Raw genomic sequence first — 25,589 nt, forward strand, 5'->3', positions numbered from 1 at the left:
GGAGATGGGAGTGAATTCGAATCGGATCATAAGGGTGGCAGGTTCTCGAAGGGATTGGCAAATGCGACATCGAAATGCCGGAAGTGGCGCACATTGCGGGTCAGAACGGTCAGCCTGTTTTCACGGGCGATTGCGGCAATGGCGGCATCTTCGAAGCCGGGATCGCCACCCTCTCCAATGACTCTGTCAAGCAAGCGTCCGGTGGTCCTAGCCGCGGCAGCATTAAGAGGCAGTATCCGGTTGCCATAAAGACCCATGATCGCATCCAGCCATGCCGAAATGGCCTTTGCCTTTTGTGTGGCGCCGCTGCGCTCGGCCTTCGATTGGCCGGCCTGGATTTCCGCGATCGTGATGACCGAGAGGTACAGCTCAGCCTGCGTCGTCATCAGCCAGCGTTTCACGGCGTCGGCCTCGGAAGACGCTTCACGCGTTGACGGTGAAAGCACCCAGATGACGTTCGTATCGAGCAGATACATCAGACGGCGTCTTCGTCGGCCCTTCGGGCGCTTTTGCGTGTGGGGAGGTCTTCATCTTCCACCGGTGCATGTGCCAGCAACCAGCCGAAGCTGGGTACCTGTCTGGTCAGGCGCTGAAACTCCTCGAAGGAGATCAGTACGGCATCTCGTTTGCCATGACGGGTGATGATCGCGCCATCGCCGTTGACTGCGTCGTCGACGACCGCCGAGAGCCGCGCCTTGGCATCCTTCAGCTGAATTTCCTTCATGGCAAAATCCACATCATGACCACTGTGGTCATAATGTGGATTGCCGTTCATTCGCCGTCAATGGCCGCCTCAATATTTCGACGGCACGTAGAGTTCCGGCGGCAGTACCTTGCGCTCGTAGTCCGGGTTGAAGACGCGCTCGGGCAGGCAGACTTCCTCGTGCGGCACGTCCTCATAGGGGATCATCGACAGAAGATGGTCGATGCAGTTGAGCCGTGCGCGCTTCTTGTCGTTGCCTTCGACGATATACCACGGTGCCTCCGGGATGTTGGTCCGGGCGAAGGTCTCTTCCTTGGCCTTGGTGTAACCTTCCCAGCGCACGCGCGACTGCAGGTCCATCGGCGAGAGCTTCCACTGCTTCAGCGGATCGTGGATGCGCATCAGGAATCGCATCTGCTGTTCCTCGTCGGTGATCGAGAACCAGTATTTGACGAGGCGGATGCCGGAGCGCACCAGCATGCGCTCGAATTCCGGCACGTCGTCGAAGAACTGCTCTACCTGGTCTTCGGAGGCAAATCCCATAACCCGCTCGACGCCGGAGCGGTTGTACCAGGAGCGGTCGAAGAGCACGATTTCGCCGCCGGCCGGAAGGTGCGGCACGTAGCGCTGGAAATACCATTGCGTCTTTTCGCGGTCGGACGGAGCGGGGAGCGCCACGACGCGGACGACACGTGGATTGAGCCGCTGGGTGATGCGCTTGATGACGCCGCCCTTGCCGGCGGAATCGCGGCCCTCGAAGATCACGACCACCTTTTCCTTGTGGTAGGACACCCAGTCCTGCAGCTTGATGAGCTCGGACTGCAGCGTCAGCAGCGCGCGGAAATAGTCCATCCGCGGGATCGATGGCGGATGGCTCTTCTTGTAGATGCGGCTGATTTCCTCCGACAGTGCCGGTTCGGACAGTTCGAGCTCGTAGTCCTCGTCGAGCGTATCGGCGAGCTCGGCTTCGAGCCAATCGGCGCCGGGACCGGCGGTAAAGGAGGTATTCAAGGTGGCGCTCCGTCTGTCAGGGATCTGCTTCGGCATCTCACAGCTTATTCCATGCGCGTATGACAGATTTTTGATGGCTGTCATTTCGCGGTACGCCATCCCGTTCCGGACGGTCAGATGCCCTGTTCCAGGCGCTTCCGAACCTTGGAGAATTTCATGCCGGGCTGGGCGAGACGCTCGTCGGGGCCGATCCACGCATAGGCCAGCAGGCAAGGGTCGTGTTCGCCTGTGGTGATCCGATGCTCGTGGCCGGGCATGTTGAGTACCATGGAGCCCGGCGCATAGACAGCCATCTCGTTTTCCGACCAGGCGCCGGCGACCGAAATGTAACTTTCCTCGATTTCGTGATGGCTGTGGCGCGGATAGACCGTGTTCGGCGCAAACAGCACGAAGCCCAGGATGAGGCGCTCGGAGCGGATCGGGCCAATCGGCCCGAGGATTTCGCAATAGGCGTATTTCTGGGCGAGGGCTTTCGGCACCGACTGATAGCCATATTCCCAGGTCAGCAGATGGGAGACCCGTTCCAGCGTGCGGCTGAGGCGTGAGACGCCGGCGCGGGCGGCGATCTCGAAGACACGCCCAAGATGGGCGGTCACCGGCTTCTGTTCCGGTTGCCGGTCGATCAGTTCGGGATTGCTATCGATTACTGCGGAGAGGGCTTCGCGCACCCGCTTGCGGTGGCTGCGGATCGCCTTGCTGCCGCCGGACGAACTCTGGCGATAGAGAGAGTCGAATTCCTGCAGCAGGTAAGCCCAGTCCGGCACATCGCGAAGCTGCATGTCATCCTCCCATCCACAGAAAGAAAAGCGCCGCCCCCTTGGGGGACGGCACTTCGACCGATCTTCAGTTTCCGGCGCTTTCCATGCGCCGTGTCGCCAGCACCTTCTCCAGCCAGCCGATTTCCATTTCCGGCACGGACTTCAGCAGCAGGTCGGTGTAGTCGTCGAAAGGCGGTGAGAGCACCTTCGACTTCGGCCCGAAGCGTTGCAGCTTGCCGCGCAGCATGACGGCGATGCTGTCGGCAATGGCGCGGACGATGGCGATATCGTGGGTGATGAAGAGATAGGAGACATTGGTTTCCTTCTGCAGCTTCATCAGGAGCTTCAGGATGCCTTCGGCCACCAGCGGATCGAGGGCGGAGGTCGGCTCGTCGCAGAGGATGAGTTCCGGCTTGGCCGCGAGCGCCCGGGCAATCGCCACGCGCTGCTTCTGGCCGCCGGACAGTTCCGCCGGATAGCGTTCGAAGAAGCCCTTGCCCATTTCAATGGCTTCGAGAAGCTCGTTGACCCGCGCCCGGCGCTTGGCTCCGGTCAGCCCTTCGTAGAAGGTCAGGGGACGACCGATGATATCGCCCACCGTCTGGCGCGGGTTCATCGCCGTGTCGGCCATCTGGTAGATGAGCTGGATGCGGCGCAGCTGGTCGCGCGTGCGCTGCTTGAGGGCCGGCGGCAGGACCTCGCCATCAAAGGTGATCGTGCCGTCGGACGCAGGCAGAAGGCCGGTGATGACGCGCGCGAGCGTCGATTTCCCGGAGCCGGATTCGCCGACGATCGCCAGCGTCTGCCCGCGCGGGACGTGCAGGCTGACATCGTGCAGCACCTTGAAGCCGTTGCCGTAGCTCGCCGAGACATTTTCGACCCTGAGCACGGCGTCGGACTGATCCTCCGCCTCGGGCTTGCCCATCTCGCGGACATTGACGAGCGCGCGCGTGTAGTCTTCTCGCGGCTCCTCGATGATCTGCTGGGCAGTGCCGTACTCGACCATGTTGCCGTGACGCAGCACCATGATGTCGTCGGAGATCTGCGCGACGACGGCGAGATCGTGGGTGATGTAGAGCGCCGCCGTATGCGTTTCCTCGATGGCATGCTTGATCGCCGCCAGCACGTCAATCTGGGTGGTGACGTCGAGAGCGGTGGTCGGCTCGTCGAAGATGATCAGCTCCGGATTGGGGCAGAGCGCCATCGCCGTCATGGCGCGCTGCAGCTGGCCACCGGAGACCTGATGCGGATAGCGGTCGCCGAAATTGTCGGGATCGGGCAGGCCGAGAACGCGGAACAGGTAGAGCGCCCGCTTCCTGGCCTCCTCGGATGACATCAGTCCATGGCGGACTGAAGCCTCGATGACCTGATCGCCGAGCTTGTGGGCCGGGTTGAAGGCCGCGGCCGCCGATTGCGCGACGTAACAGACGCGCGCACCGCGCACCGAGCGGATCTTGCTCTTGGAGAAGGCGAGAATGTTTTCGCCGTCGAGCAGGACCTCGCCGCCGATGATCCTGACACCGCCACGCCCGTAGGCGAGTGCGGCGAGGCCGATGGTCGACTTGCCGGCACCGGATTCGCCGATCAGACCGAGCACCTTGCCCTTTTCGAGATCGAAGGAGACGCCGTGGACGATTTCGATGTCCTGCGGGTCTTCGCCCGGCGGATAGATGGTCGCGCCGATTTTCAGGTTCCTTACGGAGAGAAGACTAGGCATCGCCACGTCCTCCTTTCAGGCTCGAGGTGCGTTTGAGAAGCCAGTCGACCACAAGGTTGACGCAGACGGCGAGCGCCGAGATCGCCCCGCCCGGGATGAGGGCGGCGGGGATGCCGAAAATGATGCCGTCCTTGTTGTCCTTGACCATGCCGCCCCAGTCTGCGGCCGGCGGCTGAATGCCGAGGCCGAGGAAGGAGAGGGTGGAGAGGAAAAGGATCGAGAAGGCGAAGCGCAGGCCGAATTCGGCCAGCAGCGGCGACAGCGTATTGGGCAGGATCTCCCGGAAGATGATCCACATGTTGCCTTCGCCGCGCAGTCTTGCCGCTTCCACGAACTCCATCACCGCGACGTCGAGCGCGACGGCGCGGCCGAGGCGGAAGACGCGGGTACTGTCGAGCACCGCCATGACGGTGATCAGGATCCAGATGTTCTGTGGCAGCACCGCCAGCACGACCAGTGCGAAGATGAGGGTCGGGATCGACATCATCAGGTCGTTGAAGCGTGACAGCACCTGATCGATCACACCGCGGGATACCGCAGCGGTGAAGCTCAGGAAGATGCCGATGGAGAAGGAGAGGATGCTGGCCGCCAGTGCGACGAACAGCGTGGTGCGGGCGCCGTAGATCATGCGGGACAGCAGGTCGCGCCCGAGGTTGTCGGTGCCAAGCCAGTATTGCCCGCTCATCGGTTCCCAGATGCCGGCGACGACATCGCGTTCGCCGTAGGGTGCGATGATCGGGGCGAATATCGCCAGGAAGAAGGCCAGGAGGATGCCGAAAATGCCGATCCAGGCGCTGATGGGGATGTCTTTTGCTCTCATCGCGGGTGCCTCAGTCTCGGGTTGGCGGCTATCGCGATGATGTCGGCCAGCATGTTGAGCAGGATGTAGAAGGCGGCGAAGATGAGGCCGCAGGCCTGCACGACGGGCATGTCGCGAACCGTCACGGCGTCGACCATGTACTGGCCCATGCCGGGATAGACGAAGACCACTTCGACGACGACGACGCCGACGACGAGATAGGCGAGGTTGAGAGCCACGACGTTGACGATTGGGGCGATCGCGTTTGGCGCGGCATGCTTGACGATGGCGCGGAAGGCGGACAGTCCCTTCAGCTCTGCCGTCTCCATGTAGGCGGACGACATAACGGAGAGGATTGCCGCCCGCGTCATGCGCATCATGTGGGCAAGCACCACGAGCACCAGCGTGGCGGTCGGCAGCGCAATCGCCTTCAGCCGGTCCAGGAGGGCCATGTCGTCATAGACTGTTGCCGGAAAGGTGGCGACGCCGAACTTGACGGCGAAGAACAGGATCAGCAGGTAACCGACGAAAAACTCTGGCAGCGAAATCGCAGCGAGCGATATGACGTTGATCAGGCGGTCGGGAAAGCGGTTTCGGAAATGGACGGCCAGCATGCCGAGACCGACGGCGAGCGGCACCGAGATGATCGCCGCAAAGAAGGCCAGGAACAATGAATTGCCCAGCCGCTTGCCGATCTGCTCGCTGACGGATTGCCTGGAGGCCCAGGAGTTGCCGAAATCGCCATGGATGGCGCCGCCGAGCCATTCGACGTAGCGGGTGACGACCGGCTGCTCGAGGCCGAGATCCTTGCGGATGTTGGCGACGGCCTGCGGGGTCGCGGACTGACCGAGATAGGTGGTGGCGAAATCGCCCGGCAGGGCTTCGACGCCGGCGAAGATCAGGACGGATACGGCAAACAACAGCACCACGCTCAGGCCAAGACGCTGAGCGATCAGGACGAGAAGCGGAAAGCGCTTCGCAAATCCAAGTAGGGCCGGTTCGCCGTCATCGACGGAAGTGGCCATGTTAAGCTCTCCTCTGAAACGGTTGGGGCACCGCCACGGGATTTTGGTCCCATGGATCATGCATGCGCCGGCAGGCGGGGTGGCCGCCCGCCGGTATGCTTTCAGAGACTAGCTTTCCAGCCAGACGCGGGTCGCGACATAGCCGTTCGACATGTCGTTGCCGATATCGTGGACGTAGCCCTTCACCTGCTTGGTGGAGGCGTTCACGAAGTCGTTGAACATCGGCAGGATCAGGCCGCCTTCGTCGCGGACCATCATCGCCATTTCGCGATAGAGTTCCTTGCGCTTGTCCTTGTCGAGTTCCGAACGGGCTTCGAGCAGCTTATTGTCGAAGTCTTCGCGCTTGAAGCGGGTGTCGTTCCAATCGGCCGTCGACAGATAGGCGGTCGAATACATCTGGTCCTGGGTCGGACGACCGCCCCAGTAGGAGGTGCAGAATGGCTGCACGTTCCAGACGTTCGACCAGTAGCCGTCGCCGGGCTCGCGCTTGACTTCGATGTTGATGCCGGCCTTCTTGGCGCTTTCCTGATAGAGAACCGCCGCATCGACGGCGCCGGGGAAGGCGACTTCGGAGGTGCGCAGAAGCACGCTGCCGTCATGGCCGGACTTCTTGTAATGGAAGGCGGCCTTGTCGGGATCGTAGGCGCGCTGCTCGATCCCTTCCGGGAAGAGCGCGTAGGTCTCGTTGATCGGGAAGTCGTTGCCGACCTTGCCGTAACCGCCGAGGATCTTGTCGACCATCGTCTCGCGGTCCATGGCGTATTTGAGCGCAAGGCGAAGATCGTTGTTGTCGAACGGCGCCGTGTCACAGTGCATGATGAACACGTAGTGGCCACGGCCGGAAGTGTTGAGGATCTCCACCGTCGGTGCACGCTTCAGGAGGCTGACCGTCTTCGGGTCGACGCGGTTGATGAAGTGGACCTGGCCCGACGAAAGCGCCGCGATACGCGCCGTCGCATCGTTCATGGTGATGACTTCGATGCTGTCGACGTAACCGCGATCGGAGCGCCAGTCGTTTTCGTTGCGCTCGAAGGTGGCGCGCACGCCGGCTTCCCAGCCGGTCAGCTTGTAAGGGCCGGTGCCGATGGCGGCCGTCGGCTCGTCAAATCCACCGCCCGGCTGGATGATCAGGTGATAGTCCGAGAGAAGCAGCGGCAGGTCGGCGTTGCCTTCCGTCAGCGTCAGCACCAGGTCGTCGCCATTGGCTTCGATCTTGGTGATGGACTTCATGACGCCGAGCGCGCCGGATTCGGACTTCTCGTCCGTGTGGCGCTGGAGCGTCTTGACGACGTCGTCGATCGTCATTTCCTTGCCGTTGTGGAACTGCACGCCCTTGCGGATCTTGAAGGTCCACTGCGAGGCGTCTGCGGACGGCTCCCAGGATTCGGCGAGCGCCGCGACAGGTTCGCCGGTCGTCGGGTGGGATTCGACCAGGAGGTCGCCCCAGTTGCGGTTGACGCAGAAGAGCACCTGCGACAGCGCCTTGGCCGGGTCGAGGCTGTCGGTTGCCGAACCGCCTTCGAGGCCAAGCTTCAGATGGCCCCCGCGCTTTGGCTCCTGCGCCGAGGCGGAAGATGCATAGAGGCTGCTGGCTGCGGTGAGCGTCAGGCCGGCTGCCATGGCACGTCCGATGAATTCGCGGCGGTTCATGCCGCCGGACGTCACGCGGCCTGCGAGAAATTTGGTGTAGTCACTCATTCCCTTGTTCCTTCTCTGGTTACTTTTATTCGTTGCAGGCGGAAGTTTTTGATTGTTTTGATATATTCCGCTGAATTCCGGCGGGACTATAAGGCTTTGCGGCCGTGCTTGAACCCCTTTCCTCCATCCGTCGATCCTTCGACGGTCAGCGCTCCTTCCCTGAATGCAGCCTGTTCGACTTGTGTGACAGCTTCCAACCTCTTGAGCGACAGGCAATCCGGGCATTTCCAGGCACGGCGGTTGCGGCCATCCGGCCGGCGTCCACCATTGCTGTGGAAAACCTGACGTTAGGGGATGAAGATGCGCCCAAGGCGTGGAGAATCAGCGGGATGAGCCCCGAATTGACAGGGTCTAACCTGAGCATTCCTGCACAGTCTGCCATCGCTCGGCTCATGGCCGTGTCCCCGCATGTTCGAGAAGGAAACCCGGATGAGGCTTCCTTCGATCACTTCTTGTTATGACTGAATTCTTAGCAGGTTGCGATCCTAATGAGGTCGCTTGTGCGACATATCCTGCCGCGGTGGGGCCAGTCATCGCGATCTGATCACCAAGGGCGACGCGCATTTCGGCAGACGTGGATACGGCAGCGCCGGGCCGGATAGACTGCCGGCGCCGGCGGATGTTCCGTGTTTGGTTTTCCGCCGCGGGCATGCCGCGCGCGGTGGGTGTCAGCATCGTTCCATCCTGACCCTTGCGTTCATTATTCAGCCGCCTCCCTGGCCTTCTTCTGTCCGACTTGCCGCCCGGCACCGTCCGGCCATGGCAGTCCGGCATGTTCGGCGGCAATGGCGTTCAGCCTGTCGATGACCCAGTCCGGCGCATTGGCGGCCTTGCCGGCAACGCTGTCGACATGCAGCAGCATCTGCTCGGCGGTTGCCAGCAGCGCATCGCTTGCCCCGTCGTGAATGCGATGGAAGACGTGCAGGCGCTTGGCATCGACGGCAAGGATCTGGCAGGTCGAATAGATTGCCTGGCCGACCTTGGCCTCGCCGAGGTGGCGGATATGAGTTTCCACGGTGTAATAGGAATGTCCGGCCTCAACATAGGCGAGATCCACGCCGATCAGGCGCAGCAGCGCGTCGGAAGTGTCGCCGAAGACCTGCAGATAGCGGTGCTCGGTCATGTGGCCGTTATAGTCCGCCCAGGACGGATTGACCTTGGTCTCGACGAGACGCAGCGGCTGGCCGGCGGACGCCGCGATATCGACCTTTGGCGCCTTGCTCCACAGCGACGTCTCGAATTCCTTCAGGAGCTTGCCGGCGCCCCAGCCTTCGCCGTCGCGTGAGCCCTTGAGCGCATGGAGAATGCCGACGAGGTTCTCGTCGCGGATGCGCTCGAGTTCGCGGATCGACAGGCCGTCGGCCTGCTCGTCGGACTGCGCGCCGATCTTTTCCACCAGCGCGTCGTCGAGGTCGACGACGTCGGTGAGCTTCGTCCATGGCCATTGCAGGCAGGGTCCGAACTGCGCGAGGAAGTGGCGCATGCCCGCCTCGCCGCCGGCGATGCGGTAGGTCTGGAACAGACCCATCTGCGCCCAGCGCAGGCCGAAGGAATAGCGGATGACATCGTCCAGCGTCTCGACCGTGCAGATGTCGTCCTTGATCAGCCACAAGGCCTCGCGCCACAGCGCTTCGAGCAGGCGGTCGCCGACGAAGGCCTCGATCTCGCGGGCGATGTGGACGCCCTTCATGCCGATCGATTCCAGAACAGCGGAGGCGCGGGTGATGGTATCCGGCGCGGTCTTTTCGCCGCCGACAAGTTCGGAAAGCGGCAGCAGGTAGACCGGGTTGTAGGGGTGTGAGACGAAGAAGCGTTCGGGGTGCTTCATGTGCGCCTGGAGTTCAGTCGGCAGCAGTCCAGACGTCGAGGAACCGATCAGCGCGTCCGGTCTGGCGGCGGCGTCAATCGCGGTCAGCACCCGGCGTTTCAGTTCCAGCTGTTCCGGCACGCTTTCCTGGATGAAGTCCGCATCGGCCACCGCACTTTCCAGAGTCGGCATGAAGGTTAGCGTGCCGCGCGGCGGCAGCGGCGCTGACGTGAGCATGCCATAGGCGCGCTCGGCATTGGCGATGACTTCGCCGACGATGCGCTGGGCTTCCGGATGCGGGTCGTAGACCGCCACGTCGATGCCGGAAAGCAGGAAACGGGCGATCCAGCCGCCACCGATAACGCCACCGCCGACACAGGCGGCCTTGCTGATCTTGATCATCACTTCACCGGAGCCCGCTTCTGGAGTTTCAGTTTCGCGCGTACTTCTTCGGGCCCGATGATGCGGGCGCCCATTCCTTCGATCACGGTGACCGCTTTTTCGACCAGCTGGGCGTTGGTCGCGAGCTGCCCCTTGCCGATGTAGAGATTGTCCTCAAGGCCGACGCGGACATTGCCGCCGGCGAGAACGGAGGCCGCCGGGTAGGCGAGCGCGTTACGACCGATTGAGAAGGCGGAGAAGGTCCAGGTCGACGGTACGTTGTTGACCATCGCCATGAAGGTGTTGAGGTCGTCCGGCGCGCCCCACGGAATGCCCATGCACAGCTGGATGAGGACCGGATCCTCGATCAGGCCTTCCTCGACCAGCTGCTTGGCAAACCACAGATGGCCGGTGTCGAAGGCCTCGATTTCCGGACGAACGCCGAGATCGGTCATCATCTTTGCCATGGCGCGCAACGTGCCGGGCGTGTTCGTCATGACATAGTCGCCGAGGCTGAAATTCATGGTGCCGCAATCGAGCGTGCAGATTTCCGGCCGGCATTCGGCGACATGGCTGACGCGCTCGGTGGCGCCGACGATGTCGGTGCCGGCCGGGTTCAGCGGCAATGGCGTCTCGACGCCGCCGAACACGACGTCGCCGCCCATCCCGGCCGTGAGGTTGAGAACGACATCGATCTCGGCGTCACGGATGCGCTCTGTCACCTCGCGGTAGAGGTCATTGCGGCGGCTCGGCTTGCCGGTCTCGGGATCGCGGACGTGGCAGTGGACCACGGCGGCGCCGGCCTTGGCGGCGTCGATGGCGGAGGCGGCGATTTCGGCCGGAGTGACCGGCACATGGGCGGATTTCGCGGTGGTGTCGCCTGAGCCGGTGACGGCACAGGTGATGAAGACCTCGCGGTTCATGGCAAGCGGCATGTCTTGTAGCTCCCTGTCGTTGCAGGGATTAGGCGGCATAATGCCGGGTCATGCTTTGCATTATCGGAATCAAACTGTACATTATCGGAAATTCCGTGCACAGAATGGACGTCTGAACGTCAAATGGCTGAAACCACGACCATCGATCTTCTGGTTCTGCCGGACATCAACCTGATCCTGCTCGCCTCGGTCATCGAGCCCATGCGCGGGGCGAACCGTATTTCCGGCCGGGAACTCTATCGCTGGCGTATCCTCTCGCCGGATGGCAGGCCGGTCGTGACCACAAGCGGCATTCCCGTGCCGGTCGATGGCACCTTTCCGCCGAAGGAGGAGACTGCTCCGCTCTTCGTGCTGTCCGCCTATTACTGGCAGCGGCATGCGACGGCGCAGGTCAAGATGATGCTGTCGCGTAGCGCGCGAACGCGGCCCTATGTCGCCGGTATCGAATCCGGCACCTGGCTGATGGCGGAAGCGAGCCTGCTCGACGGATTTTCGGCGACGGTGCACTGGGAGGATTTCGAGGAATTTGCTTCCACCTATCCGCAGATCAACGCAGTCAGGGGCCGGTATGTCGTTGACGGCAAGAGGGTGACGGCCGGTGGTGCGCTTCCGACACTCGACCTGATGCTGGAGCTTATTCGGCGGCGGCACGGCTATTCGCTGGCGCTGGAGGTCTCACGGCTGTTCATCTACGAGCCCGGGGGCACGGCGGCGGCCGCACCGTCGCTGCCGCTGGCGCCGAGCCAGCGGATTGGCGACGAGCGCGTCGTTTCAGCCATCAGGATCATGGAAGAACAGATCGAACAGCCGCTGCCCGTCAGCCGGATCGCGCGCCGGGTCGGCGTCAGCGCCCGGCATCTGCAGTCCCTCTTCAAGGAGCATATCGGCGTTCTGCCGCATATCCATTATCTTGCACTGCGGCTGAATGCGGCGCGGCGAAAGGCCGTCGAGACGCGGCAGGCCTTCACCGAGATCGCGGTCGCCTGCGGCTTCAACTCCGTATCGGCTTTCTCGCGCAGCTACCGCGCGCATTTCGGAGAGAGCCCGAGCGGTACACGCAAGCGGCTGCGACAGGCGAAGGCGCCGCCCGATATGAGCTAGCGTTGAGAGGTATGCCTGTTCGTCAGACCGACAGCCGTCGTCCGGCGAGGTAACCGGCAGCCGAGGCCGCCCCGGTCACGAATGCGCCCCAGGCAAGGTCAACGAGGGTGACCGACACGGGCCAGTCCTTCATCGTGGCCATGTTGGTCAGGTCGTAGGTGCCGTAGGCGACGAGGCCGAGGAACGCACCGGACAGCGTGGCGCTGGTCAGGTTTCCGAGCGTTACCGCCGGCGCGACCGCGAAATAGAGCACGCCGAGAAGATAGAGCACGTAGAAGCAGGCTGCAGCCAGGAAGTCGGGCTCGGCGGCAAGCAGATGGCCGATCGTCTCACGGTAGAAGCCGATCGCCACGACGCTGAGCCAGATGGAATCGAGCAGAAGGAACACGAAGGCCGTGGCGGCAAACGCCGTTGCATAGATACGCATGGGTATTGCTCCTTCGCGAGTGCCCTGGTCAGATGCCGAGAAGCGGCTGGATGAGGCGGACGATGCGGCTGCTGAACTTCAGCGGCGCGTCGGTTACGGCCAGGCAGATACAGTCGTCGCCCTTCTCGGCGATCGGCTGATGGTTGACGCTTTCGTCGGTTTCCTCGAAGTCACCGGGACCAAAGCGGTCGTCGCCGTCGCGGAAAGCGCCCTTCAGCACGAGCGTCAACTCGCGGCCGCCATGGGTGTGCTCGGGCACCGGCTTGCCGGCCGGAATGCGAAGCAGCCTGACCGAGATCTGCTTGTCCTTCGTCGGGATCGGATAATGATATGCGCCGAGCCCCAGAGCCCGCCATTTCAAGGTGTCGAGGTCTCCGCCGAGATAGGAATGCAGCGGTTCCGGGACGCGGCGCGGCGATGGCGTGGCCGCTTTGCGGGGCGAAGCCGCTTCCGTCACTTTCGGAGCAGCGGCCAGCTTTTCGCGCAGCGCCGCCCAGGATTTGTCGTCCGTTTCCGAAGGTTCCGCCTCGATGCCCTCGAGCAGTGCGCCGGCGGTCGCTTCGATCGCCTGCAGGCGTTTGCGACAGGCGGGGCAGAGCGCCAGATGCGTGGCAACGGCTATGCTCCAGCCCTCTTCGAGCGAGCCATTGGCGTATTCGACGAGAAGTTCATCGCTGATGTGGTGATTGATTGAGTTCATCGCCCTTCTCCCAGCAGGTCGCGCAGCCGTGCGAAAGCGAGGCGGATACGGGATTTGACGGTGCCGAGCGGCAGGTTCAGCCGTTCGGCGATCACGCTGTGGGACGCCTCCTCGAAAAAGGAGAGGCGGAGAAGCTCCACCTGCTCGGCCGGCAGCTTCTTCATGGCGTCGTGCAGGCGCTCGGCTTCATCGCCGGCCTCGACGATGGCGTCGGCGGCGGGAATGTCATCCGGCACGAAGGCCGGGTCGTTGGGGTCGAATTCGGGCCGGTTGGTCTTGCGGAACGTATCGATGCGCACATTTCGTGCGATCGTGAAGATCCAGCTCGACACCGATCCGCGGGCCGGATCGAACTGCTCGGCCTTCTTCCAGATCGTCATCATGGTTTCTTGCATCAACTCTTCTGCCAGCTGCCTGTTGCCGCCACGCTTCATCATGTAGGCGCGGATCTTCGGGCCGAAATGCCGGAACAGGACCTCGAAGGCGTCCACGTTCCGATCTCGTCCGACTGCGGCTAGACAGGCTTTCAAATCTTGCCCGTCCGTTTCTCCCAGGGGTTCATTCATTTGGATGCGTCGCGGCTTTCGTTCGTGCAACGCCTTTCCTCTTTCCAGCAAGAGGAGCGGCATTTTCCGGTTATCGATGGCCCTGGCGGAAACGACTGTCTGCATGTCAGCGGTTACGGCACCCAAGGTTCGGCGGATCACACCATCGAAGAATTTTCTCTTCTTTTCAATCCATTTGCCGGGCGACCGCGTAGTGAGTGTCAGACGCCAAAGGAACCATGCAATGCTCAAGTCCATCCATGAAAGAGATTTTTCACGCCCCTGCCGGGTGGCCGTCATAGGTTCCGGCATTTCCGGGTTGAGCGCCGCGTGGCTCTTGAGCAAGAGCGCGGAGGTGACGCTGTTCGAAGCCGACGGACGCATCGGCGGACATTCGAATACTGTGGACGTCACCTGTAACGACGGCATCGTTCCGGTTGATACCGGCTTCATCGTCTATAATGACTGGAATTATCCGAATCTTGTCGAACTCTTTTCGACGCTGAACGTGCCGAACGAAGCGTCCGACATGTCGTTCTCCGCCTCGCTCGACAGTGGCGCGTTCGAATATTCGGGCACCAGTTTCGCGGCGATGCTCGGCCAGAAGTCCAATATCATCCGCTTCCGTTTCTGGCAGATGATCAGCGACATACTGCGCTTCTACAAGCGCGCGCCAGTTTACGCCAAGCAGGCGATGGCGGCGGAGATGACGCTCGGCGAGTTCCTGGATGCGGAAGGCTATTCCAAGAGCTTTGTCGACAATCACATCCTGCCGATGGGCGCGGCGATCTGGTCGACCACGGCACGGGAGATGCGTTCCTATCCGCTGGTCGCCTTCATTCGCTTCTTCGAAAGCCACGGGCTGCTCTCGCTCTCCAATCGCCCCGTCTGGCGCACGGTCAAGGGCGGCTCGAAGGAATATGTGAAGCGCATTCTCGCCGATTTCAACGGCACCGTCCGGTTGCGCTGGCCAATCCATCAGGTGCGCCGCGTCCGGGCCGGCGTCGAGGTGGTCTCGCAAGGCTCCGAGGCCGAACTGTTCGACCATGTGGTCATCGCCACCCACGCCGATCAGGCGCTAGCCATGCTTGACGATGCCGCGCCGCAGGAACAGGCTCTGTTGGGCGCATTCAAATATACCCATAACCGTGCCGTGCTGCACAGCGATATCCGCCTGATGCCGAAGCGTCGGCGGGTGTGGTCGAGCTGGAATTATATCGGCAATCGCGACGACGGCCCCGATGCGCAGCTTTGCGTGAGCTACTGGATGAACAAGCTTCAGAATCTGAAGACCCGCACCGACCTGTTCGTGACGCTCAATCCGAACAGCGAGATCAGCGAAGACAACATTCACGCCGCCTTCGATTATACCCATCCGCTGTTCGACAACGCCGCGCTGGCGGCGCAGAAGGCGCTGTGGGATATCCAGGGCTCGGGCGGAGTATGGTTCTGCGGCGCGCATTTCGGCAGCGGCTTCCATGAGGACGGGCTGCAGTCCGGCCTTGCGGTGGCGGAAGCGATCGGCGGCGTCAAGCGCCCTTGGCAGGTCAAAGGGGAGTCGAGCCGCATCTACCTGCCAGAGCCGATGATGGCGGCGCAATGACCGGGGTTTCCTCGCTCTACGCCGGGCATGTGGTGCATACGCGCTCGCGTCCGAAGAAGCACAGCCTGAAGTATAGGGTCTTCTCGCTGCTTCTGGATCTCGACGAGCTCGATACCCTCGACCGGTCCCTTCGTCTCTTCGGGCACAACCGCCGCGCCCTTTTCAGCTTCTGGGACAAGGACCACGGCTCGCTGGAGGCCGGTGTGAGCCTCAAGGATTGGGCGGTCGCCCATGTGCGCTCGCTCGGTATCGAGGATGACGGGCTGCGGGTGCGCGTGCTCTGCTATCCGCGCATCTTCGGCTATGTCTTCAACCCGCTGACGGTGTTCTTCTGCTACCGGAGTGACGGCGCGCTGGCGGCGATCCTCTATGAGGTCTGCAACACGTTCAATGAACGCCATACCTATGTCATTGCGGCCGCTGGGCAGGAAGGAGCCGTCCGGCAGAGCTGCGACAAGGCGCTCTATGTCTCGCCGTTCATGCCGATGGAATGCCGCTATCACTTTACCATCGAACCGCCTGAGAGCGGCGTTGCGGTCCGTATCGTGGAGACCGATGCAGAGGGCAAGCTGCTCTATGCGGCCTTCGAAGGCAGGCGCAACGCACTTTCCGATGGGGCCCTGCTGAAAGCACTCTTGACCTATCCGTTAATGACCGTGAAGATTACCGCCGCGATCCACTGGGAGGCGCTGCGGCTCTGGTCGAAAGGCATCCGCGTGTTCCGGCACAAGCCGGCGGATGAGGCCGTGGCAAGCTCGCTGGTGGACACCAAGGAGCGGGGTGAATTGCATGAGCAAAGCTACGCATGATCGCGGAGCGGCTGCCGGATCGGCTCCGGTGGGCAGGCTCTCTCTCTGGCAGAAAATCATGTGCAGGATGGTGGACCGGATCCAGGTGGGCAGCATCACGCTGCAATTCCCGGGCGGGCGAAGCCACACGGTGGCGGGTGCGGAGCCGGGACCGGACGCGACCCTCTACTTGAAAAATCCGCGCCCGATCATCCGCCTGATGACCTCCGGCGATCTCGGCTTTGCGAAATCCTACATCGACGGCGACTGGGACAGTCCGGATATCAGCGCGCTTCTCAATTTCGCGCTGCTGAACGAGAAGGCACTGCGGTCGGTGATCGCCGCGTCGGCCATCTGGGGCAAGGTCGCGCTGCTGCGCCATCGCCTGCGGCGGAACTCGAAACGTGGCAGCCGCCGCAACATCGCCTATCATTATGACCTCGGGAATGATTTCTATCGGCTGTGGCTGGACGAGACGATGACCTATTCGTCGGCGCTCTTCGAGGAGCCGCATCTGACGCTCTCCGAAGCGCAGACGGCGAAATATGCCCGTATCGTGCGCGAGCTGGAGATCGGCCCTGACGACCATGTGCTCGAGATCGGCTGCGGCTGGGGTGGCTTTGCCGAATATGCGATCCGCCAGACCGGGTGCCGCGTGACGGGGCTGACCTTGTCCAAGGAGCAGGCGGCTTTCGCTTCCGATCGTCTCGAACGCGCCGGGCTCGGCGACAAAAGCGATATCCGCATCGAGGACTACCGCGACTGTGGCGGCGAGTTCGACAAGATCGTGTCGATCGAGATGTTCGAAGCCGTCGGCGAGGAGAACTGGCCGGTCTATTTCTCGGCCGTCCGCGACCGGCTGAAACCGGGTGGCAAGGCGATGATCCAGACGATCACCATCGACGACGAGCGCTTCGACGACTACCGGCGCAATGCCGATTACATCCAGACCTATATCTTCCCCGGTGGCATGCTGCCGTCGTTCGCAACATTCCGCAATGCCGCCGGTAATGCCGGGCTTGCGGTCAAGGACTGGCTTGGCTTCGGCAAGCATTATGCCCGCACGCTGTTGACCTGGGAGCAGGACTTCATCGCGCAGTGGGAACGCATCCGGCCGATGGGTTTCGATGAACGCTTCAAGCGGATGTGGCGCTATTATCTCCACTATTGCGCCGCCGGTTTCCAGGCCGGCAGTATCAATGTGCTGCAGTTCAAGCTGGAGAAGGCCTGACGCTCAGGCCTTCGCTTGCCGCATCGGGAAGCGAAGGCCGATGAAGGCGAGCAGCGAAAACGCGCCGAAGACGTTCAGCGTGTAGAGCGTGTCTATGTCGCTGGCCGACAGCGAAATGACCGGCGCGCCGTAGCGGCCGAAGAACACGGCGAACAGAGCGAAGACTGCGCCGATCAGGACGCGGGCCGTCCACTTCTCAGTCTCGTAGAAGGACAGGAATGCCAGCAGAAGACAGGGGGCAAGGAACAGCCAGGCACCGCTCGCCTCGCCGAAGAACTTGGTGATCGCCAATGTGTCGAGCGTACCGGCCAGAACCATTCCTATTCGCGCGAAGAGCGGATTCTTCCGGTAAAGATAGATGACGGCCGCGTAGAGCGGCAGGGACGCGGCGGTGACCAGCGACGCCTTGAAGGCATCTTCCGCCAGCCACCAGACGTAGAGCGGATAGACCGGTTTGTTGAGGGCGATGACGACCGCGACCGAGCGGCTGGCGGCGCTGAGGCCGTCCAGCCCGGCCTTCGGTGCGCCGCTCATGCCGGTGTCAGGAGGTAGTGGGAGACGCCCCAGGTGGCGCCGCCGTCATGGCCGAACAGGCCGGCGGTCGCCAGGAAAAACAGGCGCCAGCGGCGGTGCCAGAGATCGGCGTCCTTGCCGTAGGTCTCGGCGAGGATCGTACGAATGGCGTCGTCATTGCGGTCATAATTTTCCAGCCAGTGTAGCGCCGTCTTCTCGTAATTGCGCCCGGACCAGCGCCACTCCTTCTCAACGGTATAGAGAGTGGGAAAGCGCTTGATCAGGTCGTGGGCCGGCATGATGCCGCCGGTGAAGAAATATTGCGCGATCCAGTCGGCCTTGTCGGTGTGGTCGAAACGGTAGGACCGATCCTTGTGGGTGAAGACGTGGATGAAGAGCTTGCCGTCGGGTTTCAGCCAATCGCGCGTCTTCTCCAGCAGCGCCTGCCAGTTCGACATATGCTCGAACATCTCGACCGAGACGATGCGGTCGAACTGTTTGCCCGGTTCGAACTCCGTCATGTTGGCTGTCTTGACCGTGAGGTTCGAGAGACCGAGCCGCCGGGCTTCTTCCTCGATGAAGGCGCGCTGCGACGCGGAGTTCGACACGGAGGTGATGCGGGCGTTCGGCATCCTCTCGGCCATGTAGAGCGAAAGTGAACCCCAGCCGCATCCGAGTTCGAGAATGTGCTGGCCGTCATGGAGGTCGGCGTGCGCCATGGTCTCGTCGAGCGCGGCGATCTCTGCCTCATCGAGCGTGGTTTCCTCTGTCGGATAGAGGCAGCAGGAGTATTTCTTGCGCGCGCCGAGCGCTTCCGCGAAGAAGGCGGCCGGCAGTTCGTAGTGCTGCTCGTTTGCCTCTTCGGTATGAACGGCGATCGGAAAGCGCTTCATTTCCTCGGCGAAGTCCTGTTCGCTGATCGCTTCGGTGCGCGACAGCCGGCGCTTGGTACGGCCGACCAGGAAGTCGACGCCGGCGGCCGTCAGCCAGTCGGGGACAGGGATGCGTTCAACGGCATTGATGGCATTGGCAATGATCGTCATCTTGCGATCTCCTCGGAGGCTGACGAGCGGCGGGGGCCGGGAAAGAAAGCGTTGACCTTCGACTGATAGATGCGAAAGCGCTCGCCGCGCGAGGCGAGCATATGGGCTTCGAGCGGCGGGATGCCGGAGACGTGGACGAGCAGCCAGTACATCAGCATCGGTGCCAGAAGAGATAGCAGCAGCGGCAGGCCGATGGCCGCGTGACTGCCGAGCGCCATGACCGGCCAGGCGCACCAGAACAGCCATTCGAAGAAGTAGTTGGGATGTCGCGACCAGCGCCACAATCCCACATCACAGATCGCCTTGCGGCCGGCATTGTCCTTGCGGAACTGGGCCAGTTGCTTGTCGGAGATCGCCTCGCCGGCGAGCGCCACCAGGGCGACGACAGCCGCCAGACCATCGGTGATGGAGGGGAACGCGGCGTCGCCTGTCGCTGCCGCAAGGGCCGACAGAACGAGGATGAAGGCGGCTGCGGCCTGCGCCTGCAGGAACAGGAAGAGGCGGGATGATGCCTTGTCGCCCCATTCCTTGATCAGGGCTTCATAGCGGGGATCTTCGCTCGCGCCGGCGCTGCGTCCGCCGATGTGCGTGGCGAGCCGCGCGGCCCAGAGAAGCACGAGGACGGCCGCCGTCCACTTGCGGCCGGTATCCCCGGTTGCCGCAAAAGCCAGAGCTGCGAGCGTTGCGATGCCGACGGACGCCGACCAGATGGTGTCGACCCAGCCGCTGTTGCCGGTTCGCCGCTGGATCGCCCAGGCAAACGTCATGGCAGCGCAAAGGCCAACCGCAATCAGAAACAGCAGGGCGGACGTCATGGGTGTGGCACTCCTCTAAAACGGACACTTTCCAATACGCAGGAACAAGCGGGCCGGATTTCATCGCGTGGCGCGGCAAATGATCCGAAAGACGTTTTTCTGCGTAGGACTGAGTAGTTGTCAGATGAAGGAGGCCTTCATGCGCATGATACCGACCGCAGCATTACTGCTTGCATTTCCCGCCGTGGCCGTGGAGGCCGGAGAAGGAGCGATCAACGGGCTTTGGGCCCGGGGCGACGGCAAGGCGCGTGTGAAGATCGAGAAATGTGGCGGCGATCTCTGTGCGGTCAATGTCTGGATCAAGCCGGGGACGAGCGGCGAGTCGGTCGGTGACCGCCTGGTCATGGATGTCGAGCCGGTCGCCGATGGTCGTTATGAGGGCCGCGCATCGGACCCTAAGCGGGGACTGACCTACAACATCACCATCAATGCCGGCTCCAGCAGCATGACGACGCGCGGATGCGTCCTCGGCAAGCTGCTCTGCAAGTCGGTCAGCTGGTCGCGACTGCAATAGACGATCGGCAATGCTGCAAACGAAAACGGCGCCGGCAAAATTGCCGACGCCGTTCTTTTATTCTGGGTGTCTGTGCCGATCAGGCAGCAGCAGATGCCGACAGCGGAACTTCCGAGATCGTCTTCAGAACCTGGGAAGCGATCGCATAGGGGTCGCCCTGGGAGTTCGGACGGCGGTCTTCAAGGTAGCCCTTGTAGCCGTTGTTGACGAAGGAGTGCGGAACGCGGATCGAGGCGCCACGGTCGGCAACGCCGTAGGAGAACTTGTTCCACGGAGCCGTTTCGTGCTTGCCGGTCAGGCGCATGTGGTTGTCCGGACCGTAGACGGCGATGTGGTCTTCGAGGTTCTTTTCGAACTGGGCCATGAGGGCTTCGAAGTATTCCTTGCCGCCAACTTCGCGCATGTACTTGGTCGAGAAGTTGCAGTGCATGCCCGAGCCGTTCCAGTCGGTGTCACCGAGCGGCTTGCAGTGCCATTCGATGTCGATGCCGTACTTTTCGCACAGACGGAGCAGGAGGTAGCGTGCCATCCAGATCTGGTCAGCGGCTTTCTTGGAGCCCTTGCCGAAAACCTGGAATTCCCACTGCCCCTTGGCCACTTCGGCGTTGATGCCTTCGTGGTTGATGCCGGCTGCGAGGCACAGGTCGAGGTGCTCTTCAACGATTTCGCGGGCGATCGAACCAACGTTCTTGTAGCCGACGCCGGTGTAGTACGGACCCTGCGGGGCCGGGTAGCCGGCTTCCGGGAAGCCGAGCGGGCGACCGTTTTCGTAGAAGAAGTATTCCTGTTCGAAGCCGAACCATGCGTCTTCATCGTCGAGGATCGAAGCGCGGGTGTTGGTCGGATGCGGGGTGACGCCATCAGGCATCATGACTTCGCACATCACGAGTACACCATTGGTGCGGGCCGGGTCGGGGTAAACGGCGACCGGCTTCAGCACGCAATCGGAGCTGCGGCCTTCGGCCTGTTCCGTCGACGAGCCGTCGAAGCCCCAGAGCGGCAGTTCGCCGAGAGAGGGGAACGTGTCGAATTCCTTGATCTGCGTCTTGCCGCGAAGGTTCGGTACCGGCTTGTACCCGTCGAGCCAGATGTACTCGAGCTTATACTTTGTCATTGCGAATCTCTCTTTAGGTTCTCGTTGCGTTTCAGCAAACCCCGAAATGTGACGGGCCTCCAGCTGACGCGCGGGCGCAGCCGGTGGGTACAGAAATAGAAGCATAATGCGTGCCAATTCGAATTCCCCGGCGCGCCTGCGGGTGTGATTCGAGGTTGCTGCGACATTTTGGCGTGTATGAGCGGGATCTTATGGCAGGGTTGGCGCGTTTCATCTCCGTCAGCCCTGATCCAGCAAGCTGGCGGATAGTCATTCCGTGCGAAAAATGTCCCCGATTGCCGCGACTGATCGATATCTGGTCGACTTTCGCTCAGAGAGATCGCAGTTTGTGATTATTTTTTTTGCAATTGGAACAAAAATTGTGCAATCTGTTTGCGTGTGGCTCCAAAACTAGTGCGCTGGATCAATCAGAAAGGCGATACGATGGCTACAGGTACATATAGAGAGACGGCGAAGATCATCGAATTTCCCCGTAACGGGCGCAAGCCGGCCGGCGGATACAAGGAATTCGGAGCCGTGACAGAGACGGCAGCGATGCAGCCGTCGCCAGCCGTATGTGATGCGGCGTTCGGCGGCAGCTGGTATCACGAGGAAGCGCTTCGCGAAGCGGAAGACGCGCTCAAGCATTGAGGCGCAACGATCGTCCATCGGCCGGGCATTCAGCCCGGCGCGGGAGAGATTTGTCCGATTTTGCGTGGCTGGCGGAGGCCAAAACAGATTTTGCATGAAGAAGCGCCGGAAGGCGCTTTTTTGTTGGCCGCCTTACCAGCCCGACGGTCGCCAGGCTGCGGCGTCGCCAAGATGAAGCCCCGATGCTGCGATTGCAGCGGCGGTCCCGGCGACGATCTCGGCGTTCGATCCGGCAACGCCGCCGCCCGGAAGCCAGAGGTTGTTTTCAAATCCGACGCGCATGTGTCCGCCGAGAAGGGCCGCCGTCGTCACGCAGCCCGTTTCGCGCGGACCGAAGGCGCAGACGCTCCAGTGACCGAAGGACGGCAAGCCGGGTGCGAGGAAGGGCAGAAGATCCGCGGGTTCGGACATCTGCTTTTCCGTATAGCGGCCGAGCACGTAGAGGACCGGAATGTCTTCGGCGGGGATGAGACCGCGGCGCATCATGTCCGAAAGCCGGGCGGCTTCCTCGGGCGTGTAGAGGATGATCTGCGGAACGACATGCTCTGCCTTCATCCAGGACAGCAGCTCTGCGAAGGCCTTCTCCTCGCTCTCGTCAGGCACCAGTTCGCGCAGCGCCAGCGACGCGGATTGCGGCCTGACCTCCCGCACGACGGCGCGCTGCGCCTCGGGCGCATACTGGCCGAGCGCTTCGGAGGTGATCTGGACGACCATGCGATCGCCGGTTTCCGCCTTTATGGCCGCTGTTGCCCGCAGATAGGCGCCGGCATCCAGCAGATGTGTGCCGTCCGGCGCGCGCACGTGCACATGGATCATTGTCGCGCCGGCCTCAAGGCATTCGGCGGCCGTCCGTGCGAGCTCCGCGGCGGTCAGCGGGACGGCGGGATGATCCGCCTTCGTCTTGCGCCCACCATTCGGTGCGACGGCGATCGTGGTCAGGTTTCGTTCGCTGTCTGTCATTTCCGATCTTGCCAAAATCCGGTCGATGCCCGCACAGTCGTAGACACATTCTCCTGTCGTGCAACCGGGAAAATCTGCCGTGACCCATCTTCTGCATCGCGCCGCCAATGCCGTCATGCCGGTCGCCACCGGCGGCAGGGGCGTGGAAATCTTCGATCGCGACGGAAAGGCCTATATCGATGCCTCCGGGGGTGCTGCGGTCTCCTGCCTCGGCCACGGCCATCCAGACGTGATGGCCGCGCTGCATGATCAGCTCGACCGGCTCGCCTATGCACATACAGGCTTTTTTACCTCCGAGCCGGCGGAGGCGCTTGCCGATCATCTCGTCGCACATGCGCCCAAGGGGCTCGATCGCGTCTATCTCGTCAGCGGCGGTTCAGAGGCGGTGGAGGCGGCGCTGAAGATGGCGCGGCAGTATTTTGTCGAGACGGGCGAGCCGCAGCGCCGGCATGTTATTGCACGACAACAAAGTTATCACGGCAACACACTCGGCGCGCTCGCTGCCGGCGGCAATGCGTGGCGCCGGGCGCAGTTCAGTCCGTTGCTGATCGAAACGCATCACATTGCCCCCTGTTATGCCTATCGCCATCAGATCGAGGGAGAAAGCGAGGAGGCATACGGCCTGCGAGCGGCACAGGAACTGGAGGACAAGATCCTCGAGCTTGGCGAAGGTTCTGTGATCGCCTTCGTCGCCGAAACGGTAGTTGGCGCGACGGTGGGCGCGGTGCCGGCGGCGCCCGGCTATTTCCGGTGTGTCCGCGAGATCTGCGACCGGTATGGCGTGCTCCTGATCCTCGACGAGGTGATGTGCGGCATGGGACGGACCGGAACGCTGCATGCCTGCGAGCAGGAGGGTGTTTCACCCGACCTGATGACCATCGCCAAGGGGCTTGGCGGCGGATATCAGCCAATCGGCGCGGTGCTGCTCAGTGGCAAAATCTTCGACGCATTTGCCAATGGCTCCGGCTTCTTCCAGCACGGGCACACCTATATGGGGCATCCCATGGCGGCGGCTGCGGCGCTCGCCGTGCAGCAGGTCATCCAGCGGGATGGCCTGCTCGGCAATGTCGTCGACATGGGAGAGCGTTTGCGGTCTGGGCTGCAGGAGCGCTTCGGGCAGAGCCCGCATGTCGGCGACATCCGCGGCCGCGGGCTTTTCCAGGCCATCGAGCTCGTGGCCGATCGCGATACCAAGGCGCCCTTCGATCCGGCGCTCAAATTGCACGCCCGCATCAAGCGCGAAGCGATGGCGCGGGGGCTGATGGTCTACCCCATGGGCGGTACCATCGACGGCGTGTTCGGCGACCATGTTCTGCTGGCGCCACCCTTCATCGTGACGGAAGAGAATGTCGAGGCCATCGTCATGCGGCTCGGCGAGGCCGTGGATGCCGCCATCGGTTGAGCGGCGGGCTTGCGTCGCGGGATTTCCGTCCATAAAAGATTCAGTCAGGACAATCGCGCGGGGTGTTCAAGTGGCTGAGGGAGCGGGCAGACGATGAGGATCAGTGACAGCCAGCCGCCTGTCCTCCGCCAGTTTTCCGTCCGCGCCGTCATCGATGTGCTGTTGCATCAGGGGCCGACCTCGCGCGCCGACCTTGCCAAGATCACAGGGCTTTCCAAGCAGACCATGTCCGAGGTCATCCGGGCGCTCGAAGAGGGCGGCTGGGTGAGGGTGCGCGGCAAGACCGGCGGTCATGTCGGGCGCCGGGCGGTCACCTATGAGATCGATCCGGATGCGGGCTACGTCGCCGGCATCGATTTCGGCGTGTCGTCGCTTCGTGCCGTGCTGGCCGACCTTTCGGGACGGGTCCTCGTGGAGGTCGCCGAGCAGGCGACGCCCCGTCCGCCGGAAGAGCCGTTGTCACAACTGCACCTCATGCTGCAAGGCCTGATCCGCAAGGCGGAGCTGGCGCCGGAGAAGCTATTGTTTGCGGCCGTCGCCATGCCGGGCGTCATCGATCCGGACAGCGGCCGGCTGGCGCTTGCGCCAAACCTCGAAGACATGAGCGGCTTCGACATCGCCGGAGCGCTGTCCGAGCGGCTCGGCTGTGACGTTGCGGTCGAGAACGACATCAATGCCGGTGCGCTCGGCGAGGCCTGGCTCGGCGAGGCCGACCGCGGCGGGACCTTTGCCTTCGTCTCGCTTGGCGCCGGTGTCGGCCTCGGCCTGCTGGTCAATGGCAAGCTTATGCGCGGGTCCAGCGGTGCTGCCGGCGAAATCGGCTTCCTGCCCTTCGGTGCGGATCCGGCCGCGCCCGAGAGCCTGAAGCGCGGGACGCTGGAAAGCGCGCTCGGCACCAAGGCCATCCTGGAGGCCTATGTGCGGGAGGGTGGCTCTCCCTTCGCAACCGTCGCCAATCTCTTCGAGCAGGCGCGCGCCGGACAGAAGGCTGCGGTCTCGATCGTCGGCCAGGTCGCCGATCTCGCGGCACTCACCATCGTCGCGGTGTCGGCCTTCGCCGATCCCGGAAAGATCGTCGTCGGCGGGCCGATTGGGCGCCAGCCAATCCTGCTTCCGCTGATCCGCGAAAGCCTGAAAAAGGTCACGGCGCGCAAGCTGTTGATCGAAGCCAGCCGGCTTGGCGAGAGGGCGATCTTGATGGGTGCGATGGCAATCGCCCTGCAGCAGACGCACAACCTGCTGTTCTCTCCCCATTCCCTGCCGACCGATATCAATCTTCCCGCTCCGCCACGCGGATAATTGTTGCAAACGGCTTCGCGCCTATTGCGAAAGAATCTGCTGCCTCATATATTCGTCATCTTGACGAACT

At 62.5% G+C, this 25,589-nt stretch carries 27 protein-coding genes; 9 read left to right on the forward strand and 18 right to left on the reverse strand.

Features of this window, described 5'->3' with window-relative positions:
- Positions 1-26 precede the first annotated feature (26 nt).
- From ACU5AZ_RS13875 to ACU5AZ_RS13910, 8 genes are all read right to left on the reverse strand, one after another.
- Positions 27-476 carry a PIN domain-containing protein gene (locus tag ACU5AZ_RS13875; protein ID WP_446822936.1) on the reverse strand — a complete coding sequence of 150 codons (450 nt, stop codon included), beginning with the start codon at positions 474-476 and terminating at the stop codon, positions 27-29.
- The gene (locus ACU5AZ_RS13880) at positions 476-775 is read right to left on the reverse strand and encodes a type II toxin-antitoxin system Phd/YefM family antitoxin (protein ID WP_446822937.1); all 300 of its coding nucleotides are present in this window, start codon (positions 773-775) and stop codon (positions 476-478) included. Before ACU5AZ_RS13880 ends, ACU5AZ_RS13875 begins: the two co-directional genes overlap by 1 nt.
- Positions 776-793: 18 nt before the next feature.
- Positions 794-1,750, reverse strand: a complete 957-nt coding sequence (ppk2, locus tag ACU5AZ_RS13885) for a polyphosphate kinase 2 (protein ID WP_446822938.1) — start codon at positions 1,748-1,750, stop codon at positions 794-796.
- 77 nt (positions 1,751-1,827) lie between these two features.
- Positions 1,828-2,493 carry a dimethylsulfonioproprionate lyase family protein gene (locus tag ACU5AZ_RS13890; protein ID WP_446822939.1) on the reverse strand — a complete coding sequence of 222 codons (666 nt, stop codon included), beginning with the start codon at positions 2,491-2,493 and terminating at the stop codon, positions 1,828-1,830.
- 64 nt (positions 2,494-2,557) lie between these two features.
- Positions 2,558-4,189, reverse strand: coding sequence for an ABC transporter ATP-binding protein (locus ACU5AZ_RS13895; protein ID WP_446822940.1), 1,632 nt, complete (start codon positions 4,187-4,189; stop codon positions 2,558-2,560).
- The gene (locus ACU5AZ_RS13900; RefSeq protein ID WP_446822941.1) at positions 4,182-5,009 is read right to left on the reverse strand and encodes an ABC transporter permease; all 828 of its coding nucleotides are present in this window, start codon (positions 5,007-5,009) and stop codon (positions 4,182-4,184) included. Before ACU5AZ_RS13900 ends, ACU5AZ_RS13895 begins: the two co-directional genes overlap by 8 nt.
- Positions 5,006-6,013 (reverse strand): ABC transporter permease, encoded by a 1,008-nt coding sequence (locus ACU5AZ_RS13905; protein WP_446822942.1) that lies wholly within the window; start codon positions 6,011-6,013, stop codon positions 5,006-5,008. The genes ACU5AZ_RS13900 and ACU5AZ_RS13905 overlap by 4 nt, the downstream gene beginning before the upstream one ends.
- A 108-nt stretch (positions 6,014-6,121) precedes the next feature.
- The gene (locus ACU5AZ_RS13910; RefSeq protein WP_446822943.1) at positions 6,122-7,711 is read right to left on the reverse strand and encodes an ABC transporter substrate-binding protein; all 1,590 of its coding nucleotides are present in this window, start codon (positions 7,709-7,711) and stop codon (positions 6,122-6,124) included.
- 104 nt (positions 7,712-7,815) lie between these two features.
- Between ACU5AZ_RS13910 and ACU5AZ_RS13915 the strand changes: the two genes are divergently transcribed.
- Complete coding sequence (locus ACU5AZ_RS13915) at positions 7,816-8,172, forward strand: hypothetical protein (RefSeq protein ID WP_446822944.1); 357 nt, start codon at positions 7,816-7,818, stop codon at positions 8,170-8,172.
- A 239-nt stretch (positions 8,173-8,411) separates the two neighbouring features.
- On the opposite strand, the gene ACU5AZ_RS13920 is transcribed toward ACU5AZ_RS13915, so the two are convergent.
- Together ACU5AZ_RS13920 and ACU5AZ_RS13925 are read right to left on the reverse strand one after the other, a co-directional pair.
- A complete protein-coding gene (locus ACU5AZ_RS13920) occupies positions 8,412-9,920 on the reverse strand; it encodes a carnitine 3-dehydrogenase (RefSeq protein WP_446822945.1) in 1,509 nt (502 codons plus the stop codon).
- Positions 9,920-10,834, reverse strand: a complete 915-nt coding sequence (locus ACU5AZ_RS13925; RefSeq protein WP_446822946.1) for a 3-keto-5-aminohexanoate cleavage protein — start codon at positions 10,832-10,834, stop codon at positions 9,920-9,922. Before ACU5AZ_RS13925 ends, ACU5AZ_RS13920 begins: the two co-directional genes overlap by 1 nt.
- Positions 10,835-10,957: 123 nt before the next feature.
- On the opposite strand from ACU5AZ_RS13925, the gene ACU5AZ_RS13930 reads away from it, so the two are divergent.
- Positions 10,958-11,935, forward strand: coding sequence for a GlxA family transcriptional regulator (locus ACU5AZ_RS13930; protein WP_446822947.1), 978 nt, complete (start codon positions 10,958-10,960; stop codon positions 11,933-11,935).
- 22 nt (positions 11,936-11,957) lie between these two features.
- Here the strand turns inward: ACU5AZ_RS13930 and ACU5AZ_RS13935 are convergent, their stop codons facing one another.
- Genes ACU5AZ_RS13935 through ACU5AZ_RS13945 form a run of 3 tightly spaced genes read right to left on the reverse strand, consistent with a single transcriptional unit; the run spans position 11,958 to position 13,991 of the window.
- Positions 11,958-12,362 (reverse strand): DUF2177 family protein, encoded by a 405-nt coding sequence (locus ACU5AZ_RS13935; protein ID WP_446822948.1) that lies wholly within the window; start codon positions 12,360-12,362, stop codon positions 11,958-11,960.
- A 28-nt stretch (positions 12,363-12,390) separates the two neighbouring features.
- Positions 12,391-13,062, reverse strand: coding sequence for a ChrR family anti-sigma-E factor (locus ACU5AZ_RS13940; RefSeq protein ID WP_446822949.1), 672 nt, complete (start codon positions 13,060-13,062; stop codon positions 12,391-12,393).
- Complete coding sequence (locus ACU5AZ_RS13945) at positions 13,059-13,991, reverse strand: sigma-70 family RNA polymerase sigma factor (protein ID WP_446822950.1); 933 nt, start codon at positions 13,989-13,991, stop codon at positions 13,059-13,061. Before ACU5AZ_RS13945 ends, ACU5AZ_RS13940 begins: the two co-directional genes overlap by 4 nt.
- Between ACU5AZ_RS13945 and ACU5AZ_RS13950 the strand changes: the two genes are divergently transcribed.
- From ACU5AZ_RS13950 to ACU5AZ_RS13960, 3 genes are read left to right on the forward strand one after another with little or no spacing between them, the layout of a single operon-like run.
- Positions 13,897-15,210 (forward strand): NAD(P)/FAD-dependent oxidoreductase, encoded by a 1,314-nt coding sequence (locus ACU5AZ_RS13950; protein ID WP_446822951.1) that lies wholly within the window; start codon positions 13,897-13,899, stop codon positions 15,208-15,210. The two genes, ACU5AZ_RS13945 and ACU5AZ_RS13950, sit on opposite strands and share 95 nt — an antisense overlap.
- A complete protein-coding gene (locus ACU5AZ_RS13955; RefSeq protein WP_446822952.1) occupies positions 15,207-16,019 on the forward strand; it encodes a DUF1365 domain-containing protein in 813 nt (270 codons plus the stop codon). Before ACU5AZ_RS13950 ends, ACU5AZ_RS13955 begins: the two co-directional genes overlap by 4 nt.
- The gene (locus ACU5AZ_RS13960) at positions 16,000-17,229 is read left to right on the forward strand and encodes a class I SAM-dependent methyltransferase (RefSeq protein WP_446822953.1); all 1,230 of its coding nucleotides are present in this window, start codon (positions 16,000-16,002) and stop codon (positions 17,227-17,229) included. The genes ACU5AZ_RS13955 and ACU5AZ_RS13960 overlap by 20 nt, the downstream gene beginning before the upstream one ends.
- Positions 17,230-17,232: 3 nt before the next feature.
- Here the strand turns inward: ACU5AZ_RS13960 and ACU5AZ_RS13965 are convergent, their stop codons facing one another.
- Genes ACU5AZ_RS13965 through ACU5AZ_RS13975 form a run of 3 tightly spaced genes read right to left on the reverse strand, consistent with a single transcriptional unit; the run spans position 17,233 to position 19,600 of the window.
- Complete coding sequence (locus tag ACU5AZ_RS13965) at positions 17,233-17,763, reverse strand: hypothetical protein (protein WP_446822954.1); 531 nt, start codon at positions 17,761-17,763, stop codon at positions 17,233-17,235.
- Positions 17,760-18,785 carry an SAM-dependent methyltransferase gene (locus ACU5AZ_RS13970; RefSeq protein WP_446822955.1) on the reverse strand — a complete coding sequence of 342 codons (1,026 nt, stop codon included), beginning with the start codon at positions 18,783-18,785 and terminating at the stop codon, positions 17,760-17,762. Before ACU5AZ_RS13970 ends, ACU5AZ_RS13965 begins: the two co-directional genes overlap by 4 nt.
- Positions 18,782-19,600 carry a DUF1295 domain-containing protein gene (locus tag ACU5AZ_RS13975; RefSeq protein WP_446822956.1) on the reverse strand — a complete coding sequence of 273 codons (819 nt, stop codon included), beginning with the start codon at positions 19,598-19,600 and terminating at the stop codon, positions 18,782-18,784. The genes ACU5AZ_RS13970 and ACU5AZ_RS13975 overlap by 4 nt, the downstream gene beginning before the upstream one ends.
- A gap of 139 nt (positions 19,601-19,739) precedes the next feature.
- Between ACU5AZ_RS13975 and ACU5AZ_RS13980 the strand changes: the two genes are divergently transcribed.
- Complete coding sequence (locus tag ACU5AZ_RS13980; protein ID WP_446822957.1) at positions 19,740-20,114, forward strand: DUF2147 domain-containing protein; 375 nt, start codon at positions 19,740-19,742, stop codon at positions 20,112-20,114.
- Positions 20,115-20,193: 79 nt separating this feature from the next.
- Here the strand turns inward: ACU5AZ_RS13980 and ACU5AZ_RS13985 are convergent, their stop codons facing one another.
- Complete coding sequence (locus ACU5AZ_RS13985; RefSeq protein WP_446822958.1) at positions 20,194-21,228, reverse strand: glutamine synthetase beta-grasp domain-containing protein; 1,035 nt, start codon at positions 21,226-21,228, stop codon at positions 20,194-20,196.
- 423 nt (positions 21,229-21,651) lie between these two features.
- On the opposite strand from ACU5AZ_RS13985, the gene ACU5AZ_RS13990 reads away from it, so the two are divergent.
- Positions 21,652-21,858 carry a DUF2735 domain-containing protein gene (locus ACU5AZ_RS13990; RefSeq protein WP_446822959.1) on the forward strand — a complete coding sequence of 69 codons (207 nt, stop codon included), beginning with the start codon at positions 21,652-21,654 and terminating at the stop codon, positions 21,856-21,858.
- A gap of 132 nt (positions 21,859-21,990) precedes the next feature.
- Here ACU5AZ_RS13990 and ACU5AZ_RS13995 read toward each other — a convergent pair whose 3' ends face one another.
- The gene (locus ACU5AZ_RS13995; RefSeq protein ID WP_446822960.1) at positions 21,991-22,818 is read right to left on the reverse strand and encodes a 3-keto-5-aminohexanoate cleavage protein; all 828 of its coding nucleotides are present in this window, start codon (positions 22,816-22,818) and stop codon (positions 21,991-21,993) included.
- A 79-nt stretch (positions 22,819-22,897) separates the two neighbouring features.
- Here ACU5AZ_RS13995 and ACU5AZ_RS14000 point away from each other — a divergent pair, with 79 nt between their 5' ends.
- Positions 22,898-24,220, forward strand: a complete 1,323-nt coding sequence (locus ACU5AZ_RS14000; protein ID WP_446822961.1) for an aspartate aminotransferase family protein — start codon at positions 22,898-22,900, stop codon at positions 24,218-24,220.
- 93 nt (positions 24,221-24,313) lie between these two features.
- Entirely contained in the window at positions 24,314-25,519 is a 1,206-nt protein-coding gene (locus tag ACU5AZ_RS14005; protein ID WP_446822962.1) for an ROK family transcriptional regulator, read from the forward strand.
- Positions 25,520-25,589: the final 70 nt, after the last annotated feature.

It is taken from the genome of Rhizobium sp. PAMB 3182, assembly GCF_052908355.1.

What these genes read in the sequence shown, in the direction of transcription:
- ACU5AZ_RS13890 (WP_446822939.1), bottom strand. Translation starts at nt 2,493, where the DNA reads ATGCAGCTTCGCGATGTGCCGGACTGGGCTTACCTGCTGCAGGAATTC.
- ACU5AZ_RS13995 (WP_446822960.1), bottom strand. Translation starts at nt 22,818, where the DNA reads ATGACAGACAGCGAACGAAACCTGACCACGATCGCCGTCGCACCGAAT.
- ACU5AZ_RS13920 (WP_446822945.1), bottom strand. Translation starts at nt 9,920, where the DNA reads ATGATCAAGATCAGCAAGGCCGCCTGTGTCGGCGGTGGCGTTATCGGT.
- ACU5AZ_RS13975 (WP_446822956.1), bottom strand. Translation starts at nt 19,600, where the DNA reads ATGACGTCCGCCCTGCTGTTTCTGATTGCGGTTGGCCTTTGCGCTGCC.
- ACU5AZ_RS13910 (WP_446822943.1), bottom strand. Translation starts at nt 7,711, where the DNA reads ATGAGTGACTACACCAAATTTCTCGCAGGCCGCGTGACGTCCGGCGGC.
- ACU5AZ_RS13880 (WP_446822937.1), bottom strand. Translation starts at nt 775, where the DNA reads ATGAACGGCAATCCACATTATGACCACAGTGGTCATGATGTGGATTTT.
- ACU5AZ_RS13960 (WP_446822953.1), top strand. Translation starts at nt 16,000, where the DNA reads ATGAGCAAAGCTACGCATGATCGCGGAGCGGCTGCCGGATCGGCTCCG.
- ACU5AZ_RS14005 (WP_446822962.1), top strand. Translation starts at nt 24,314, where the DNA reads ATGAGGATCAGTGACAGCCAGCCGCCTGTCCTCCGCCAGTTTTCCGTC.
- ppk2 (WP_446822938.1), bottom strand. Translation starts at nt 1,750, where the DNA reads ATGCCGAAGCAGATCCCTGACAGACGGAGCGCCACCTTGAATACCTCC.
- ACU5AZ_RS13990 (WP_446822959.1), top strand. Translation starts at nt 21,652, where the DNA reads ATGGCTACAGGTACATATAGAGAGACGGCGAAGATCATCGAATTTCCC.
- ACU5AZ_RS13930 (WP_446822947.1), top strand. Translation starts at nt 10,958, where the DNA reads ATGGCTGAAACCACGACCATCGATCTTCTGGTTCTGCCGGACATCAAC.
- ACU5AZ_RS13895 (WP_446822940.1), bottom strand. Translation starts at nt 4,189, where the DNA reads ATGCCTAGTCTTCTCTCCGTAAGGAACCTGAAAATCGGCGCGACCATC.
- ACU5AZ_RS13925 (WP_446822946.1), bottom strand. Translation starts at nt 10,834, where the DNA reads ATGCCGCTTGCCATGAACCGCGAGGTCTTCATCACCTGTGCCGTCACC.
- ACU5AZ_RS13980 (WP_446822957.1), top strand. Translation starts at nt 19,740, where the DNA reads ATGCGCATGATACCGACCGCAGCATTACTGCTTGCATTTCCCGCCGTG.
- ACU5AZ_RS13965 (WP_446822954.1), bottom strand. Translation starts at nt 17,763, where the DNA reads ATGAGCGGCGCACCGAAGGCCGGGCTGGACGGCCTCAGCGCCGCCAGC.
- ACU5AZ_RS13945 (WP_446822950.1), bottom strand. Translation starts at nt 13,991, where the DNA reads ATGCGTCCGTCGGCTTCGAACAGCGTCACCTCCGCGCTCTTGCTCAAG.
- ACU5AZ_RS13900 (WP_446822941.1), bottom strand. Translation starts at nt 5,009, where the DNA reads ATGAGAGCAAAAGACATCCCCATCAGCGCCTGGATCGGCATTTTCGGC.
- ACU5AZ_RS13940 (WP_446822949.1), bottom strand. Translation starts at nt 13,062, where the DNA reads ATGAACTCAATCAATCACCACATCAGCGATGAACTTCTCGTCGAATAC.
- ACU5AZ_RS13905 (WP_446822942.1), bottom strand. Translation starts at nt 6,013, where the DNA reads ATGGCCACTTCCGTCGATGACGGCGAACCGGCCCTACTTGGATTTGCG.
- ACU5AZ_RS13970 (WP_446822955.1), bottom strand. Translation starts at nt 18,785, where the DNA reads ATGACGATCATTGCCAATGCCATCAATGCCGTTGAACGCATCCCTGTC.
- ACU5AZ_RS13875 (WP_446822936.1), bottom strand. Translation starts at nt 476, where the DNA reads ATGTATCTGCTCGATACGAACGTCATCTGGGTGCTTTCACCGTCAACG.
- ACU5AZ_RS13955 (WP_446822952.1), top strand. Translation starts at nt 15,207, where the DNA reads ATGACCGGGGTTTCCTCGCTCTACGCCGGGCATGTGGTGCATACGCGC.
- ACU5AZ_RS13985 (WP_446822958.1), bottom strand. Translation starts at nt 21,228, where the DNA reads ATGACAAAGTATAAGCTCGAGTACATCTGGCTCGACGGGTACAAGCCG.
- ACU5AZ_RS13935 (WP_446822948.1), bottom strand. Translation starts at nt 12,362, where the DNA reads ATGCGTATCTATGCAACGGCGTTTGCCGCCACGGCCTTCGTGTTCCTT.